Genomic DNA, 16,895 nt, shown 5'->3' with positions numbered 1-16,895 from the left:
AGGTAGCCCGCCAGGCGGCCCTGAATAAGCCTCAAGGTAACGGTGGTAACCCCACTTGTGAGTGCACTTATGGGCTACGGGCTCGAAGTATGGGTTGATGAGCGGGAGCTGAAGATTGGAGACAGTCTCCGCCAGCGAATCGATCACGGATTGGCTCAGAGTTCATTCGGCGTCGTCATCCTGTCGCGGTCGTTTCTGAGGAAAGGGTGGACAAACTACGAGCTAGATGGAATTGTCAGCAAGACGATCGCTGGAAAGCAGCGAATGCTGCCGATCTGGCACGAGATCACGAAAGACGAGATTGTTGAGTACTCGCCCACTTTGGTGGATCGAATTGCTCGGAGTACCGCGACCTATACGCTCGATGAGATTGCGACTGAAATCGCTAGCGTTGTGCGCGGCGACGTTGCCCAGGATGAATGAAACTTTTGGGTTTTGGCCGTTGGTGAGGCGGGGCCGTGCAGGTTGACCTCCTCTGCCTCGGCGTCGGTCGACGCCTCGTTCTGCGAAGCGCTGAACCAGATTGAGTGCTAGGCGATGCAACGTGCCCTGAAGATAATTATGAGCAACTCTGTTATCTACTTTAAGGGCGAAGGGATTGTGTATGCCTGCTAGTGAGTCCTAGTGGAACCGCATCGTTTCGGGCACATCGCAGGCATTGGCCATCGCCGTCACGAATTCTCGCATGCTGACCTGGAGCTCGGCGAGAGCTTCCCTGAACTCGAGATCTCGCTCCCAGCTTCTTTCGTGATCTCGGATTGACACGTCAAGGGCTCGGCGGGTCTCCCAGCTCGCTAGCTCTGGGTGCCAGGAGGCTTATTCAGGCCCCGTGAAATAACGATCTAGCCCGGCGTGTCGGGTTGGGCGACAGCCCGTCCATCGCGAATATTGGTTTGCCGAATCAATCCGAGATGAACGGGCTGCCGCAGTATGTACTATACCACTGGTTTCCGGCGTGATGAAATTCAGGATCTTGTCGCTATAGTGTATGAGCAGGATCAGCGGGACGCGACGGAGGCACGTTTGTCTTGGCCGCCGGTTCTGGGGTTGTTCTGGTCGGTGGTGATCACGTTGGCGTATCTGCGCGGGAATCGTGTGCAGTGGGAGTTGGCGGAAACCTATGGGGTGTCGCAGTCGACGGTTAGTCGAGCGATCACGGGGGTGACACCGTTGCTGGCACAGGCGCTGCGGAGTGTCGTTCCGACGGCAGAGGAGCTTCGTGCCGATCGGCAGTACATCATCGATGGAACCTTGCTGCCCTGCTGGTCATGGGCCGCGGTGCCGGGTCTGTGGTCGGGCAAGCATCGCACCACCGGCGTCGTCGTCCAGGTCGCAGCCACCCTGGAAGGGCAGCTGTCGTGGATCTCCGACCCGACCCCAGGCTCCCGACACGACCTATATTGCCTCGACCAATCCGGCGCCCTCGACCACCTCGCCACATACCCCCCGATCGGCGATAAAGGATACATCGGGCGCGGCATGCTCACCCCGTTCAAAAAACCACCCGGCCGGGAACTTCTCAACTGGCAAAAAACATTCAACAAGAGCCTCAACCACACACGCGCCACCATCGAACGAGTCATCGCCCATATCAAAACGTGGAAAGTTCTCCACACAGACTACCGGCGGCCCTACGCCACATTTAAAACGACAATCTCGGCAGTCATCGGACTCATCTTCTACACACTTACCTGCCGGAGCCTGAATAAGCCTCCAGTAAGACAGAAATGGACGCAGCAGTACATTGAGCATTCCGACAGCAAGGTAGCCAAAGCTGAGTCTATTGTCGTTTTTTGGACGAGCGACTGTCGGACCGTTGCGCACGAGGATCTCGCGAGTGACGCGGAATAGTGAGTACAGGCTATCTAGCGCTTCTCGGGACAGGCCATTGAATAACGGAGCCACGCCCACTCGCGTAACGAGTTCGACGTAAAGTTCCCAAGCTGCAGTCCGCTCGGCGGTATCTGGCTCCCAGGTGCCGGCCACCTTTAGAATCTTGAGGTCAACGGTGGCCTGTATCAATTTCGGGGTATTCACTCGAAAGCTCCGTTCGGGCAGATGCGGTAACGGCGAGGATAGAACAAGGCCGTGGTCGTGGGCGGTTCAAAACTAGGTGGGCACGCAGCGGCGCCGTAGGCGCCATCTTGATACTGAGTGGAGAATCTAGACACAGGGAGCGCTGTGGCCGCCCGACGGTGCGGTTAATGCAGGTAAAGCGGGATGAGCGATGGGTCCGTCGTGGACCCGTGAACGGCGTTCTGTGGTGAGCATGTCGAGGGCTCGGACAGCGTAAGCGGGCATCATGCGCTCTTCGACTTCGCTGGCCATGAGCTGCTCGGCTCGCTGTGATTGCGCGGTCGCCGTCGGTGCGCCGGAGACGAAGCGGCAGCGGTAGACGATCTCGACGACGACGCCGACGGTTGTGTTCTTGTAGACCCCGCCGAGGTCGTCAACGACGGCAGTCACGCCGGTCTCTTCGCAGATCCCTCCGACGACGCCTTGCTCGAAGGTCTCGTCCGGTTCGAGGAGTCCAGCAGGTGCTTCCCGGCGGCCATTGCGCCGGTGCAGCTTGGCCAGGTGCTGGCGATCATGGTGGTCTGCACTGCCGCGACGCGCCCTTGCCCGTCGTGTCCGGGCTAGGGCGGATCGGGCGCAGATCCACCCGTCGAGGATCACGAATGCCGTCCAGTCTGCGACATCGATTGCCCGGGCGAGGGGCGGGGCCATCGCCCAGAAGAACCAGAGCTGCTTAGCGTAGGAGCTCACGTAAAGTCGACAACTATAGCTCACATGGTTGACGTCACTAGCCCGTATAGGTAATGAGCATTCTGCCTCTATTGCGCCGGTTACTGAAACCGGTCCAATGTCGTCGTCGCAACGACATCCCTCCCAGCCAGGGAACGGGCTCCTGAAGACCCGCTTGCAGGCAGGGGCCCGTCCAGGGCCAGTAATCTCGGGCCGAAGGATTGGTAACGATGCGCAAGTGCACCGGAATTCTGCTGACACTGACCTCATCAATGGTGCTGGGCTTTTCAGTGCCAGCTCAGGGAGATGAGCCCCAGCCTCCCAGTGAACAGGTAGAACTGACCAAGCCGGACGGCACAACGTTCATCGCCACACCCCGGGGTGATCGGTATATCGTGGACAAGTCGGTCGATCCTGACGGCTTCATCATGAATCGGAACCCCTCCGGCAAGCAGGCTCGGACAGAGCAAGCGCCTCCACCTGCGTGCGTCGACGTTTCCCTCGACAAGGAGGGACTCGTAACACAGACGTCCGGGCCACCAACAACTGCGCGGTAACTCAACGCGTCAAGTTCCTGATTGCGTTCGCTCCGGACAGCGAGTGTCTTATCGCCAAACCCGGACAGCAGGTTTCTCACGCCTTCCCAATCCAGGGGACTCCGGGCCGCTTCGATGGCGTCGAATCCTGTTAACGCAGCCCGATCTCATGAACCACATTCCGAGCAGCAGGCCGATCAGATGGATTAGTCGAACTGGAGGAGTTTCATGAAGACGACAACTTTGAAGCACAAGCTTTCCTTGTCAGCAGCTGTTATCGTGCTCATGACGTCCGGCCTGCTTGTAAATGCATCGAATGCTATGGCAGCCGCTAATGACGCCGTCGTCGCCTGTGGTGCAACCAACGTTGCCCCGGGGCAGGGAGCCACTGTTCCCCGAGACGTGCAGGATAAGTTCTTTCAGTATGTGCCGGCCCGGCGAGACCCTGCTCCGATCTTGAGGCTTATTCAGGCTCCGTCAGGTAAGTGTGTAGAAGATGAGTCCGATGACTGCCGAGATTGTCGTTTTAAATGTGGCGTAGGGCCGCCGGTAGTCTGTGTGGAGAACTTTCCACGTTTTGATATGGGCGATGACTCGTTCGATGGTGGCGCGTGTGTGGTTGAGGCTCTTGTTGAATGTTTTTTGCCAGTCGAGAAGTTCCCGGCCGGGTGGTTTTTTGAACGGGGTGAGCATGCCGCGCCCGATGTATCCTTTATCGCCGATCGGGGAGTATGTGGCGAGGTGGTCGAGGGCGCCGGATTGGTCGAGGCAATGAGGCTTATTCAGGGACGCTCAACAGACTGCTGCGTTGAGACGCTGGCCTGGGGAAGCGCCTTGCTTCATGATCATCCTGAATAAGCCTCAATATAGGTCGTGTCGGGAGCCTGGGGTCGGGTCGGAGATCCACGACAGCTGCCCTTCCAGGGTGGCTGCGACCTGGACGACGACGCCGGTGGTGCGATGCTTGCCCGACCACAGACCCGGCACCGCGGCCCATGACCAGCAGGGCAGCAAGGTTCCATCGATGATGTACTGCCGATCGGCACGAAGCTCCTCTGCCGTCGGAACGACACTCCGCAGCGCCTGTGCCAGCAACGGTGTCACCCCCGTGATCGCTCGACTAACCGTCGACTGCGACACCCCATAGGTTTCCGCCAACTCCCACTGCACACGATTCCCGCGCAGATACGCCAACGTGATCACCACCGACCAGAACAACCCCAGAACCGGCGGCCAAGGCAAACGTGCCTCCGTCGCGTCCCGCTGATCCTGCTCATACACTATAGCGACAAGATCCTGAATTTCATCACGCCGGAAACCAGTGGTATAGTACATACTGCGGCAGCCCGTTCATCTCGGATTGATTCGGCAAACCAATATTCGCGATGGACGGGCTGTCGCCCAACCCGACACGCCGGGCTAGATCGTTATTTCACGGGGCCTGAATAAGCCTCCTGCTACCCGACACACAGAGGCTTATTCAGGGCCGCCTGGCGGGCTACCTCGCTGCGGTCCCGACCTGGCTGCGGTCCCGACCTGGAGAAACACCGCACTTCATGATCACCCTGAATAAGCCTCACAATCTCGTGAGGACTGGTAGCAGTGAACAAGCGTAGTAGCTCTGCAACTCGTATGAACGGCCCGGCTCGGACCCATGTGGGTCGTGCGTCTCGGCCGCCGGGGCGGGAGTTCCAGGCGCTGGCCTGGACTGCGCGGCATCCTGGGTTCGTCGCCGTCCCGCTGGTCGTCCTGGGGCTGGCGCTGATGCTCGGCCCGATTGTCACCGCGGTCTTCCTGACCGTCCTGGTCGTCTCTGTGGCGGTGTGGGGCCGTGCCCACCCGGCCAGCTTCGACCGGTTCGCCGCACCGGCTCTACGGGCGACCTGGCGCCGTTGGACGGTCTACCGCGGCCGTCGCTGGGCGCAGCTCATGTCCGACTGCGGACTCACGAAGGAGCACCGCCACACCTGCGACCTGCTCGTCCCGCGGGTGCTGCGGGTCCGGTCGTCGTCGCGATCGATCGACACCGTCTACGTGCGCATGGTCCGCGGGCAGGACGTCGCCTACTGGCAGGAACGCTCCTCGATCCTCTGGGAGGCCCTGATCGCGCACCGGGTCGCGATCACCCGCCACCGACCGGGCGTGGTCGCGATCGTCATCGAGTGGGAGCTGCCGTTCACCCGCACCATCCCCGCCCCGGACATCCCCGAGCAGGTCGACGACGTGGACCTGGGTGCGGTGGAGATCGGGGACAACGAGCGCGGCGAACCCTTCACCGCACCCGTCATCGGCGGACACCGTCTGGTCGCCGGCGCCTCCGGAGCAGGCAAGGGCTCAGTCCTGTGGTCGACCCTGCGCGGGGTCGGGCCGTGCATCCGCGACGGCATCGTCCGCGTGTGGATGGTCGATCTCAAGGGTGGGGTGGAGACCGAGCAGGGCGCGCCGCTGTTCCACCGCTACGCCACCACCATGCCCGCCGCCCTGGAGCTGCTGACCGAGTTCCGGGACGCGATGCGGGACCGGCAGGACGACATGCGCGACCAGAACATCCGCGCCTGCACCCCCAGCCCGGCGACGCCGGTAGAGCTGCTGGTCATCGACGAGATGGCCATGCTCACCGCCTACGGCGACCGGTCGAGTGTGCGGGATGCGCTGCGACTGTTGGCGGAGGTGATGACGCAGGGGCGGGCGTCGCTGTTCGCCGTCCACGGCTACCTACAGGAGCCCTCCAAGGACGTCGTGGACGTGCGGGAGCTGTTCACCCAGCGGATCTGCCTCGGCGTCACCGCCGCCTCCCACGTCGACATGGTCCTCGGGGAGGGGGCTCGGGAGCGGGGTGCGCTGGCCGAGGAGATCCCCGGCGACGCCCGGCATGCGGGGATCGGGTTCGTCATCGACAAGGGGTCGCGCCTCCCGGTCCGGTTTCGGGCTGCGTTCGTCTCCGACGACGACATCACCGAGCTGGTCCAGCGCTGCACGCCCCCGCCGGACGCGGACGTGATCGACCTCGACACCGAGCGGGGGGCCGCCTGATGGGCACCACCACCGCATGGGTACTGCGGACCTGGCTCAGGTTCACCCTTCTCTTCGCTCTGATCGTCGGCGGGACCTGGCTCTATCTCGGGTCGGCGTCGGGCTGGTTCTGGGTCGTCCTCGCCGGGGCGGCCGTGGCGGAGTGGTACGTCGTGCGTCAGCTCGCCCGGGAATGGTCATGGGAGGCCCGAGCCACCTGGTGGTGGTCGGCATGACCGCCCACACCGAGACCGTGCAGGGCGCGTTGTTCGGGGACCCGGCCGTCATCGAGACCACCGACCACGGGCCCGTCGCGACGCAGGACCCGCGGGAGGTCGCCCGGGTCGTCGCCCTGGCCCAGGATCCGGGCCTGTTCGTCATTGAGCGCACCGGCCTGGTCCTGCGGGCGGACCCGGCCCGTCCGGGCTGCGCCGATGGACTGGCCCGGCATGACGGGGACACCGTGACACAGCTCCTCGACACCGGACACCTGCGCCTCGGCGGCACCCACCACGTCCACCACGCCGGTTCCGAGGGCCCGGCTCGCTCCGTGCTCGTGCCCAAGGCGACCCGGGACATGGTGTCGCGCTGGGACCACCTGCGGCCCATCCCGGAATCCACTCGGGCACCAGAGCCCACCAAGGCCCCGCAGCGCTCCACCGGGCTGATCGGCGTCGACGTGGTCGAGCCCGGTAAGGCGCTGGTCTGCCTGGGCACGACCGGGCAGGGCGGGACTGTGCTGCGCGATGGCGGCCGCTACCGGGTCGAGAACGACCACGGCGCACTCGTCGGCCACGCCTCCAGCTACCGGGCCGCCGCCCGCCTTCTGGCCCGCTACCACGGCTACACACCCGGCCCGGTCGAGATCGAGCACGAACACCGCCTCCACCGCCGCTGACCCCGGTGATCCGGCCCGGCTCCGCCGTTGTGAGTCCAGCTCCCGGCGGGGCCGGCGCCACCCCACACCCACTCACTCGTCCCTCGGAGGGGTGCCGTGATGACGGCTGCCACCAGCACCCCACACGACCACGACCTGTCCCACCTGCTGCGCTCGGAGAACTTCCAGACCTGGCGCCGGGAGGTCACCGCCATCGGCGGATGCGCCGCCCCCATCCACCTCACCGGCTCATCCCGCATCTACGACCGGGCCACCGGCACCGTTTTGGCCGAGCGGGAAGGCGAGATCCTCGCCCCGTGCGGCAACCGACGGGCGTCGGTGTGCCCGGCGTGCTCGGACCGCTACGCCTCCGACGCCTACCACCTCCTGCGCTCCGGAATGGCCGGCGGAAAGGGCGTCCCCGACACCGCGGCAGCGCACCCGCGGCTGTTCGTCACGCTGACCGCGCCCTCGTTCGGGCCGGTCCACACCCGCCGGGTCACCGCCCGCGGCCTCGTCATCCCCTGCCGCTGCGGCGACAAGCACCACCGCGACGACCCCCGCATCGGCTGCGCCCTCGACCCCGACACCCACGACTACATCGGCGCCGTGCTCTGGCAGGCCCACTCCGGAGTCCTGTGGAACCGCTTCGCCATCCGCCTCCGCCGCCTGCTCGCCCAGGTCCTCGGCGTCCGGGTCCGCGACTTCCGGGATCACGCCCGGCTGTCCTACGCCAAGGTCGCCGAGTACCAACGCCGCGGACTGGTCCACTTCCACGCCGTCGTCCGCCTCGACGGCCCCGACGGCCCCTGGACCGCACCACCAGCCGGGATCACCGCCGACGCGCTCCACGCGGCCATCCGGGACGCAGCACACGACGTGTCGCTCACCGTCGACCGGCCCGACGGCACCCGGCAGGTGCTCGCGTGGGGCACGCAGGTCGACATCCGCCCCATCACCAGCACGACCGCGGCCGCGCTGGAGAACGACGCCGGCGAGATCACCGACTCAGCCCTGGCCTCCTACGTCGCCAAGTACGCCACCAAGGGCACCGGCAAGTCCGAGGCCACCGACCGACCGATCCGCGACATCGCGCACGTGAAGCACCTCGACATCACAGCGCACCACCGGCGCCTGATCGAGACGGCGTGGGAGCTCGGCGGCCGGGAGGAGTACGAGGGGCTGAACCTGCGCCGGTGGGCGCACATGCTCGGGTTCCGCGGCCACTTCCTCACCAAATCCCGCGCCTACTCCACGACCTTCGGCGCGATCCGCGGCGACCGGCGCACCTACCGCCTCGGCGAAACCCTCGCCGCCCTCGACACCCCCACCGACGCGGATGCGGTGCTAGTGGTCAACGACTGGGCCGTCGTGCACATCGGCCACCGCAACGACGCCGAACGGGAGATCGCACTCGGCATCGCCGAACGACGACGCGAGCAGAGGCAGAGCCGGACGACACGAGCGGGGGAGGGGGCGTGATGGAACGCGTGCTGCTGACCGTCCAGGAGGTGGCGGAGGCGCTGCACGTCGGCCGCTCGAAGGTCTTCGACCTGATCATCGCCGGGGAGATCGACTCGGTGAAGATCGGGAAGCTGCGTCGCATCCCGGTGAGCGCCGTGCACGAGTACGCCCTCCGGCTGGTCCAGGAGAGCCGGGAGGCGTCCTGATGGCCGGCCGCGAGCGGCAACGGCATGGGCACCGTGGTCAAGCGCTCGGACGGGCGCTACCAGGCCGCGGTGTACGTCCTCACCCCGACGGGACAACGTCGCCGGAAGTTCGTCTACGGCCGGACCTGGGACGAGGCCAACGACAAGCGGCTGGAGCTGCTGGACAACAACCGCAAGGGGGTCCCGTCGGAGTCCTCGGCGATGCGGCTGGACGAGTACCTGACGTACTGGCTGGACCACATCGCGGTGCACGACCTGCGCCCGTCGACCTTCGCCCGGTACCGGGTTCTGGTCAGGGACTACATCACCCCGCACCTCGGCCGGAAGAAGCTCAACCGGCTCAGCCCGTCCGACGTCCGCGGCCTGATGGCCACGCTCGCACGGACCAAGGGCAAGAGCGGCCGTGTGCTCTCGCCTCGGACGATCCAGTTCATCCACGCCGTGCTGCGCAGCGCGCTGCAACACGCCGTCCGGGACGAGCTGATCGGCCGCAACGTCGCCAAGCTGGTCAGCCCGCCGCGGGCGACCCCGCCGGAGATCACGCCGCTCTCACCTGAGGTCGCGCGGAAGTTCCTGCGGGTCGCCAACACCCACTGGCTCGCGGCGCTCTGGCTGATCCTGCTGACGACCGGCCTGCGGCGCGGCGAGGTGCTGGGGCTGTGCTGGTCGGATGTCGACCTGGACGCGGGAACGCTACGGGTCCGGCGCACGGTGCAGAAGCTCGACGGCGTGTTCGTCTTCGGTGAGCCCAAGAGCGCCCGGTCGCGGCGTGTCCTTACGTTGCCGTCCGTGTGCGTGGCGGCCCTGCGTCGGCAGCCCGACATCAACCGGGGGAGGGCTGCCGGTGAGCAGCGTCGGGTGGCCGGTCAGCCCAAGGACCTGGTCTTCGTGTCGACGTCCGGCCAGCCCGTGGACCCCCGCTCGGTGAACCGGGCGTTCGACCGGCTGCTGACCAAGGCGGAGGTGCCGCACTCGCGCGTGCACGACCTCCGGCACACCTGCGCGACCCTGCTGCTGGCGGAGGGTGCGTCGGACCGGGAGGTCATGGAGCTGCTGGGACACAGCTCGATCGGCATCACGATGAACACCTACGCCCACGTCCTCGACGACTCGAAGCGCCGGATGGCCTCGCGGATGGACGGCCTGTTCGGCGAGGGCGGTTGATGTCAGAACCGGATGTCAGGGGCGGACCGCGGCCCGGACGGGGGAGACCCTGCCGGGCCGTTTCGCATGTCAGCGGCTTGCTCCGCCGCCAGGATTCGAACCTGGACCATCGGAACCAAAATCCGAGGTGCTGCCGTTACACCACGGCGGATCGTGGGGCCCCGCCATCGTGACACGTGGGCGACGGCGTCCTCGCAGCGCACCCGCCCCGCGCGCCGCGCGCAGGTGGTCCTGATCACGGACAAACACCCACGAATGGGTGACATTCACCCCGGGCGTGCCGCCCGCGCGTCGAGTTGTCAGACTCGCTGCGTGCTGAACACGGATGCTTCCGGGACAACGTCGTCGATCGGGTCCGGAACCGCGTTGTCGTGCCGCCTCTGCGGCACGACCGACCTGCGCAGCTTCTGCGACCTGGGTGCGACGCCGCCCTGCGAGCTGTTCCTCACCGAGGAGACGGCACAGCAGCCCGAGCAAACCTTCCCGCTGCACGTGCGGGTGTGCAACTCGTGTCTGCTCGCCCAGCTGCCGCCGGAGATCAGCCCGGAGGAGACGTTCTCCGAGTACGCGTACTTCTCCTCGTTCAGCTCGTCGTGGGTGGAGCACGCCCGGCGCTTCGTCGACTCCGCGCAGCAGCGGGCCGGGCTGGACTCGGGTTCGTTCGTCGTCGAGGTCGCGTCGAACGACGGCTACCTGCTGCAGCACGTCGTCGCGAAGGGCATCCGCTGCCTGGGGGTCGAGCCGAGCGTGAACGTCGGGGAGGCCGCCCGGGAGAAGGGCGTGCCGACGCTCACCGCGTTCCTCACCCCGGAGACCGGCGCCCGGGTGCGTGCCGAGCACGGCCCGGCCAACCTGGTCTGCGGCAACAACGTGTTCGCCCACATCCCCGACGTCGTCGGCTTCGCGCAGGGCCTGCGCGCCATGGTCGCCGACGACGGCTGGGTCTCCATCGAGGTCCAGCACCTGCTCACGCTCGTCGAGCGCAAGCAGTTCGACACGATCTACCACGAGCACTTCCAGTACTACACGCTGCTCACCGGGCAGCGGGCGCTCGCCGCGGGCAGGCTGGCCCTGGTCGACGTCGAGCTGCTCGACACCCACGGCGGCTCGATCCGCATGTGGGCGCGCCCGACCGAGATCGCCGGCGAGCCGAGCGCGAAGGTCCGCGAGGTCCTGGCCGCCGAGGCGGCGGCCGGGCTGCACACGCCGGAGGGCCACGACGGGTTCGCCGAGGCCGTCTCCACCATCCGCGACGACCTCGTCGCCTTCCTCATCGACGCCCGCCGCCAGGGCAAGCGCGTCGTCGGCTACGGCGCCCCGGGCAAGGGGAACACCCTGCTCAACTACTGCGGCATCCGGCCCGACCTGCTCGAGTACACCGTCGACCGCAACCCGTACAAGCACGGGCGGCTAACGCCGGGGACCCGGATTCCGATCTCTGCCCCGGAGCGGATCGCGCAGGACCGCCCCGACCACGTCCTGATCCTGCCCTGGAACCTGCGCACCGAGCTGATCGAGCAGCTGTCCTACGTCCGTGAGTGGGGCGGCACGCTGGTCTTCCCGATCCCGTCGCTCGAGGTGGTCTGACGTGAAGGTCGTCCTGTTCTGCGGTGGCTACGGCATGCGGATGCGTGACGGCGCCTCCGACCTCCCGAAGCCGATGCACCCGGTGGGCCCGCGGCCGCTGATCTGGCACGTGATGCGCTACTACGCCCACTTCGGCTACACGGACTTCGTCCTGTGCCTGGGCTACGGCGCGCACCACATCAAGAACTACTTCCTCCACTACGACGAGACCGAGTCCAACGACTTCGTGCTGCACCAGGGCGAGGTCGAGCTCATGGGCAGCGACGTCCAGGACTGGAACATCACGTTCGTCCACACCGGTCTGGACTCGCCGATCGGTGAGCGCCTGCGCCGGGTGAAGGCGCTGGTCAAGGACGAGGAGATGTTCCACGCGAACTACGCCGACGTCCTCACCGACGCCCCGCTGGACCGGATGGTCGAGCAGTTCGCCGGCACCGACGCCGTCGGGCAGCTGATGGCGGTGCCGCCGCAGTCGGCGTTCCACTGCGTCGACGTCGACGACAACGGCAGGCTCGAGTCGATCACCACGCTGCAGGAGATGCCGATCTGGGAGAACGGCGGCTATCTCATGTTCCGGCCGGAGGTCTTCGACTACCTGGAGAAGGACTGCGACCTGATCGCCGACGCCGCCGCCCCGCTCGCGCGCAAGGGCCGCATGTCGGCCTACCGGCACCGCGGCTTCTGGCAGCCCGCCGACACCGTCAAGGAGCGCAACGCGCTGGAGGCGGCGTACCAGAGCGGTGCGCGGCCGTGGATGCTGTGGGAGTCCCACGAGGCCGACCAGGACCCGCTGCAGGCAGCCATCGCCCAGATGCACCGCAGCAGCCACCAGCGCGACTGAGCGAGACGTCGGTACGAACGACCACTGCTCGCGGAACTCCGGGGGGAACGAGAGACCGTGCTGAACCTGCTGCCCGAGCGGTTGGACCGCATCCTGCTGCTCGGCGCCCACTGTGACGACATCCCGATCGGGGCCGGCGGGATGCTCCTGGAGCTGTGCCGTGCCTACCCGGGTGTGCACGTCACCGCGCTGGTCCTGACCGGTGCGGGGTCGCTGCGCGAGGAGGAGGAGCGGGCCGCGCTGGCCGCGTTCACCCCCGGCGCGCACCTCGACGTCATCGTCATGGACCTGCCCGACGGCCGCGTCCCGCAGCACTGGGAGCGGGCGAAGATGGCGCTGGAGGACCTGCGCAGCCGCAGCGAGCCGGACCTGGTGATCGGCCCGTCGCCGCACGACGCCCACCAGGACCACCGGACGCTGTCGCAGATGATCCCGACCGCGTTCCGCGACCACCTGACGCTCGGCTACGAGATCCTCAAGTGGGAGGGTGACCTCGCCCAGCCGACGGTCTTCCTCCCGCTGTCGGAGCCGGTGCTCACCGAGAAGATCGCCAAGCTCCACGAGCACTACGGCAGCCAGCGCGCCCGGACCTGGTTCGACGACGAGACCTTCCGCGGCCTGGCCAGGGTGCGTGGCGTGCAGTGCCACGCCCGCTACGCCGAGGGCTTCCACGTCCAGAAGCTGACGCTGTCGCCGGCGCCGATGGTCGGCTCCGAACCCGGCGGCTTCTGACCCCGCACACACTCCGAGAAAGGGACATACATGCGCGTACTGCTCACCGGGCACCAGGGCTACCTCGGGACCGTGATGGCGCCCCTGCTGGCGGCCGCGGGTCACGAGGTGACCGGCCTGGACTCCGGGCTGTTCGCCGACTGCGTGCTGGGTTCGCTGGACACCCCCGACGTCGAGGGCTTCAGCACCGACCTCCGTGACGTGACCGTGGAGCAGCTCTCCGGGTTCGACGCCGTCGTCCACATGGCCGCGCTGTCGAACGACCCGCTGGGCTCGCTCGCGCCGGAGATCACCTACGACATCAACCACCACGCGTCGACCCGGCTGGCCCGGCTGTCGAAGGAGGCCGGCGTCGGCCGCTTCGTCTACGCCTCCACCTGCTCGGTCTACGGCGCCCAGTCCGGCGACGACCTCGTCGACGAGGACGCCCCGCTCAAGCCGGTCACCCCGTACGCGATCTCCAAGGTCCGCGTCGAGGACGACCTGGCCGAGCTCGCCGACGCCGACTTCGTGCCGGTCTCGATGCGCAACGCGACCGCGTTCGGGTTCTCGCCGCGGCTGCGCGCCGACATCGTGCTGAACAACCTGGTCGGCCGCGCGATCCTGACGAACGAGGTCACGGTGCTCTCCGACGGCACCCCGTGGCGCCCGCTGGCGCACGCCGAGGACATCGCCGGCGCCGTGGTCGCCGCGCTGGCGGCTCCGGCGGACGTCGTCCGGGCCCGGGCCTACAACGTCGGCACCGAGCGGAACAACCGGACCGTCGCCGAGATCGCGCAGGCCGTGATCGACGCCGTCCCCGGCTCGACGCTCAACATCACCGGCGAGGCCGGCAACGACCCGCGCAGCTACCGGGTCGACTTCGCCCGGGCCCGCAAGGAGCTCGGCTTCGAGGCGTCCTGGACGATCCCGGCCGGTGCGGAGCAGCTCGCCACCGAGTACCGGAACCGCGGACTCACCCAGGACGCGTTCGACAACTCCTTCACCCGGCTCGCGGTGCTCAACCGCCGTCAGGCGGCGGGGGAGCTCGACGGGTCGATGCACGTCGTGAAGTAGGACCGCTCGGCCGACGGCCCGTTCCGCGCTACGGTCGCGGGGCGGGCCGTCGACGTCTCCAGGGGGAGCCATGTGCCGCAACATCCGGACCCTGCACAACTTCGAGCCGCCGGCCACGCCCGACGAGGTGGATGCCGCCGCGCTGCAGTACGTCCGCAAGATCTCGGGGGCGGCGAAGCCCTCGCAGGCCAACGCCGAGGCGTTCGAGAAGGCGGTCGCCGCCGTCGCCGAGGCGACCAGGGAGCTGCTCGACGGGCTCACCACCAGCGCCCCGCCGAAAGACCGCGAGGTGGAGGCGGCGAAGGCCCGGGCGCGGGCGGAGCTGCGCTACGCGCGCTGATCCAGCGCGAGGTCGAGCAGCAGGCCCGTCTCTGGGGCACGACCACGCCGGCCGTCGTGTTCCCGTGGTCGTCGGCACGGGTTCGCAACGCTCGACGCACGCGAGACGCACGTTTCCGCCCTGCCGGGGGCGAGAACGTGCGTCTCGACGAGCACTACGCGGCGGGAGCGGCCAGGGCGTCGATCTCCACCAGCATCTCGGCGTGGGGCAGGCCCACGAAGACCGTCGTCCGCGCGGGGAGCGCGGCGCCCTCCGGGACGTAGCGGGAGACGAACTCGCCGTAGGCCTCGTTCATCGCGGTGAAGTGCTCCCGCTCGGTGAGGTACACCCGGAACATCAGGACGTCGCCGACGGACGCGCCGCCCGCCTCCAGGATGGCACGGACGTTCTCCAGGGTGCGCAAGGTCTGGGCGTGCACGTCGCCGGGCGCGATGTACTGCTTCGTGGCCGGGTCCATCGGGCCCTGGCCGGAGACCTGCAGCAGCCCGCCCCGGCGGACGCCCTGGCTGAAGGTGTGCGCCGGCGCGGGCGCGTCGGGGGTGGAGACGGCGCCGTCGGCGGTCGTGCTCATACGGGGGGTTCCTCTCGGGTCGGGCGCCAGCCGAGGTCGCGGGAGATCGTCCCGGTGACGGCCAGCAGTGACGGGACCAGCTCCATCAGCTGGTCGTAGCCGGCGACGATGGTCGGTACGGACACCGACACCGCCGCGACGACGGTTCCGGCCGGTCCGCGGACCGGCGCCCCGATGCAGTTGATCGAGGCCTCGTTCTCCTCGCGGTCCTGCGCCCAGCCCTGCTCGCGCACGCGGGCGAGTTCGGCCAGGTAGGTCTCGCGGTCGGTGATCGTGTTCGGGGTGCGGGTGGGGAAGTCGATCTCGTCGAGCACCCGGTTCCGCTCGGCGGCGGACAGGTCGGCGAGCAGCACCTTCCCGGCGGCGGTGGAGTGCACGGGTCCGCGCAGACCGACCCGCGACGCCATGCGCACGTTGTCGAGGGACTCCAGCTTGTCGATGTAGACGATCTCGTCGCCGTCGCGCTCGGACAGGTGCACGGTGTGGCCGTGGGCCCGGTTGAACGCCTGCAGGTGCGGTGCGGCGACCGTGCGCACCTCGCGCTGGTCCAGCCCGCGCGAGGACAGCTCGAACAGCCGCGAGCCGAGCCGGTAGCGGTGGTGGTCGTCGCGGTGCACGAAGTGCTCGTCGGCCAGGGTGCGCAGCAGGCGCAGGACGGTCGTCTTGTGCACCTCGAGCGCCGTGGCGAGCTCGTCGAGCGAGGCCGGGCCCTCGCCGAGGAGCACCAGGATCCGCAGCGCCTTGGTCAGGCTGGTGCTCACCCGGCCCACCGGTCGGCGGTCACGCGCAGGGCCGCCCAGGCGTCGTCGTCGAGGTCGAGCAGATGCTCGGGCAGCGGAGCGGCGGAGTCCCCGGGGACGACGAGCACCGCGGCGGCGCCGAGGTGGCCGCGGCGCAGGCAGCGGCCCACGTCCTCGCCGCGGACCAGGCCGGTGAGCAGACCGGCGGCGAACGCGTCGCCCGCCCCCACCGGCTCGACGACGTCGACGACCAGCGCCGCGCGCTCGGTGACCGCGCCGTCGCGGTGCACGGCCAGCGCGCGCCGAGGACCGTCCTTGACCACGACCAGCTCCGGATCGGGCAGCAGTGCGCGCAGCCGCGCCGGGTCGTCGGTGCCGAACACCCGTTGCGCCTCGTCCGCGCCGACCAGGACGACGTCGGCCCGGCCGGCCAGCGCGACCACCGGGGCGGGGTCGCCGTCGGGCCACATCTGCTCGCGCCAGTTCACGTCGAACGACACCCGGTACCGGCGCGGGTGGGCCAGCAGCGTCTCCAGCGTCGCGGCACAGGACGGCGACACGGCCGCGGTGATCCCGCCGACGTGCACCCAGTCCGCGTCGGCGATCCGGTCGCGCACCGCGGGCGTCTCCAGCAGCTCGGGGCCGGCCGCCGAGGCCGCCGACCCGGCCCGCCGGTAGGTCATGACGGTGCTGCCGTCGGGGCCGGGGGACTTGGCGTAGCGGCCGGTCGGGTGGTCCGGGTCGACGCCGATCCCGCCGGTGTCGACCCCGGCGGCGGCGAGCGTGCGCGCCACCAGGTCGCCGTGCGGGTCGGCGCCGAGGCGACCGACCCATGCCACCGTGACTCCGGCGGCGGCCAGGTCGAGCGCGACGTTGACCTCCGCGCCCGCGGCCTGTGCGGGGGCCCGTGGGTCGTCGACGGCGGCCGCGTCGGGGACCAGGGCGAGGGCCTCGCCGAAGCACACCACGGCGCTCCGGCCCGGGATGTCCACTGCTGGGTTCTCCTCCGCCGTCGTTGACCGAT

The 16,895-nt window shown here is 68.0% G+C and carries 19 protein-coding genes and 1 tRNA gene; 13 read left to right on the top strand and 7 right to left on the bottom strand.

The window, feature by feature from the left end:
* The first annotated feature begins 42 nt into the window (after positions 1–42).
* Positions 43–423 carry a toll/interleukin-1 receptor domain-containing protein gene (locus KPL59_RS32100; RefSeq protein WP_226363053.1) on the top strand — a complete coding sequence of 127 codons (381 nt, stop codon included), beginning with the start codon at positions 43–45 and terminating at the stop codon, positions 421–423.
* A gap of 507 nt (positions 424–930) precedes the next feature.
* Positions 931–1,851, top strand: coding sequence for a transposase (locus tag KPL59_RS32095; protein WP_226363052.1), 921 nt, complete (start codon positions 931–933; stop codon positions 1,849–1,851).
* A gap of 312 nt (positions 1,852–2,163) precedes the next feature.
* Here KPL59_RS32095 and KPL59_RS32090 read toward each other — a convergent pair whose 3' ends face one another.
* The 3 genes from KPL59_RS32090 to KPL59_RS32080 all read right to left on the bottom strand — a co-directional run bounded on the left by KPL59_RS32090 (position 2,164) and on the right by KPL59_RS32080 (position 4,616).
* Positions 2,164–2,766 (bottom strand): NUDIX hydrolase, encoded by a 603-nt coding sequence (locus KPL59_RS32090; protein WP_226363051.1) that lies wholly within the window; start codon positions 2,764–2,766, stop codon positions 2,164–2,166.
* A 992-nt stretch (positions 2,767–3,758) separates the two neighbouring features.
* Positions 3,759–4,067: a transposase family protein gene (locus KPL59_RS32085; protein ID WP_226363094.1), complete on the bottom strand. Its 309-nt coding sequence runs from the start codon at positions 4,065–4,067 to the stop codon at positions 3,759–3,761.
* A gap of 75 nt (positions 4,068–4,142) precedes the next feature.
* Positions 4,143–4,616, bottom strand: a complete 474-nt coding sequence (locus KPL59_RS32080; RefSeq protein ID WP_226363050.1) for a transposase family protein — start codon at positions 4,614–4,616, stop codon at positions 4,143–4,145.
* A gap of 321 nt (positions 4,617–4,937) precedes the next feature.
* On the opposite strand from KPL59_RS32080, the gene KPL59_RS32075 reads away from it, so the two are divergent.
* From KPL59_RS32075 to KPL59_RS32050, 6 genes are all read left to right on the top strand, one after another.
* On the top strand, positions 4,938–6,314 hold the full coding sequence (locus KPL59_RS32075; RefSeq protein WP_226358553.1) for an FtsK/SpoIIIE domain-containing protein: 1,377 nt from the start codon (positions 4,938–4,940) through the stop codon (positions 6,312–6,314).
* Complete coding sequence (locus KPL59_RS32070; RefSeq protein ID WP_226358554.1) at positions 6,314–6,529, top strand: hypothetical protein; 216 nt, start codon at positions 6,314–6,316, stop codon at positions 6,527–6,529. The genes KPL59_RS32075 and KPL59_RS32070 overlap by 1 nt, the downstream gene beginning before the upstream one ends.
* Positions 6,526–7,191 (top strand): hypothetical protein, encoded by a 666-nt coding sequence (locus KPL59_RS32065; protein WP_226363049.1) that lies wholly within the window; start codon positions 6,526–6,528, stop codon positions 7,189–7,191. Before KPL59_RS32070 ends, KPL59_RS32065 begins: the two co-directional genes overlap by 4 nt.
* A gap of 99 nt (positions 7,192–7,290) precedes the next feature.
* The gene (locus KPL59_RS32060; protein WP_226363048.1) at positions 7,291–8,652 is read left to right on the top strand and encodes a replication initiator; all 1,362 of its coding nucleotides are present in this window, start codon (positions 7,291–7,293) and stop codon (positions 8,650–8,652) included.
* Entirely contained in the window at positions 8,652–8,840 is a 189-nt protein-coding gene (locus KPL59_RS32055; protein ID WP_062404163.1) for an excisionase family DNA-binding protein, read from the top strand. Before KPL59_RS32060 ends, KPL59_RS32055 begins: the two co-directional genes overlap by 1 nt.
* A 24-nt stretch (positions 8,841–8,864) precedes the next feature.
* Positions 8,865–10,004, top strand: a complete 1,140-nt coding sequence (locus tag KPL59_RS32050; protein WP_226363047.1) for a site-specific integrase — start codon at positions 8,865–8,867, stop codon at positions 10,002–10,004.
* Between the two features lie 80 nt (positions 10,005–10,084).
* Here the strand turns inward: KPL59_RS32050 and KPL59_RS32045 are convergent.
* Positions 10,085–10,155, bottom strand: a tRNA-Gln gene (locus KPL59_RS32045).
* A gap of 215 nt (positions 10,156–10,370) precedes the next feature.
* On the opposite strand from KPL59_RS32045, the gene KPL59_RS32040 reads away from it, so the two are divergent.
* The 5 genes from KPL59_RS32040 to KPL59_RS32020 all read left to right on the top strand — a co-directional run bounded on the left by KPL59_RS32040 (position 10,371) and on the right by KPL59_RS32020 (position 14,560).
* Positions 10,371–11,591 (top strand): class I SAM-dependent methyltransferase, encoded by a 1,221-nt coding sequence (locus KPL59_RS32040; RefSeq protein WP_226363046.1) that lies wholly within the window; start codon positions 10,371–10,373, stop codon positions 11,589–11,591.
* A gap of 1 nt (position 11,592) precedes the next feature.
* Positions 11,593–12,432 carry a sugar phosphate nucleotidyltransferase gene (locus KPL59_RS32035; RefSeq protein WP_226358559.1) on the top strand — a complete coding sequence of 280 codons (840 nt, stop codon included), beginning with the start codon at positions 11,593–11,595 and terminating at the stop codon, positions 12,430–12,432.
* Positions 12,433–12,489: 57 nt separating this feature from the next.
* Complete coding sequence (locus KPL59_RS32030; protein WP_226363045.1) at positions 12,490–13,164, top strand: PIG-L deacetylase family protein; 675 nt, start codon at positions 12,490–12,492, stop codon at positions 13,162–13,164.
* A 30-nt stretch (positions 13,165–13,194) separates the two neighbouring features.
* The gene (locus tag KPL59_RS32025) at positions 13,195–14,220 is read left to right on the top strand and encodes an NAD(P)-dependent oxidoreductase (protein ID WP_060713297.1); all 1,026 of its coding nucleotides are present in this window, start codon (positions 13,195–13,197) and stop codon (positions 14,218–14,220) included.
* 70 nt (positions 14,221–14,290) lie between these two features.
* Positions 14,291–14,560: a DUF2277 domain-containing protein gene (locus KPL59_RS32020; protein WP_020623858.1), complete on the top strand. Its 270-nt coding sequence runs from the start codon at positions 14,291–14,293 to the stop codon at positions 14,558–14,560.
* A gap of 154 nt (positions 14,561–14,714) precedes the next feature.
* Here KPL59_RS32020 and KPL59_RS32015 read toward each other — a convergent pair whose 3' ends face one another.
* Genes KPL59_RS32015 through KPL59_RS32005 form a run of 3 tightly spaced genes read right to left on the bottom strand, consistent with a single transcriptional unit; the run spans position 14,715 to position 16,863 of the window.
* On the bottom strand, positions 14,715–15,131 hold the full coding sequence (locus KPL59_RS32015; protein WP_075308339.1) for a RidA family protein: 417 nt from the start codon (positions 15,129–15,131) through the stop codon (positions 14,715–14,717).
* The gene (locus tag KPL59_RS32010; RefSeq protein ID WP_226358561.1) at positions 15,128–15,892 is read right to left on the bottom strand and encodes an IclR family transcriptional regulator; all 765 of its coding nucleotides are present in this window, start codon (positions 15,890–15,892) and stop codon (positions 15,128–15,130) included. The genes KPL59_RS32015 and KPL59_RS32010 overlap by 4 nt, the downstream gene beginning before the upstream one ends.
* Positions 15,889–16,863, bottom strand: a complete 975-nt coding sequence (locus KPL59_RS32005) for a sugar kinase (RefSeq protein WP_226363044.1) — start codon at positions 16,861–16,863, stop codon at positions 15,889–15,891. The genes KPL59_RS32010 and KPL59_RS32005 overlap by 4 nt, the downstream gene beginning before the upstream one ends.
* Between the last annotated feature and the right edge of the window lie 32 nt (positions 16,864–16,895).

The sequence above is a fragment of the Pseudonocardia sp. ICBG1142 genome, assembly GCF_020496255.1.
Lineage (GTDB): Bacteria > Actinomycetota > Actinomycetes > Mycobacteriales > Pseudonocardiaceae > Pseudonocardia.
Note: the sequence above shows the minus strand (reverse complement) of the source record. Positions and strands in the feature narration are given on the sequence as shown.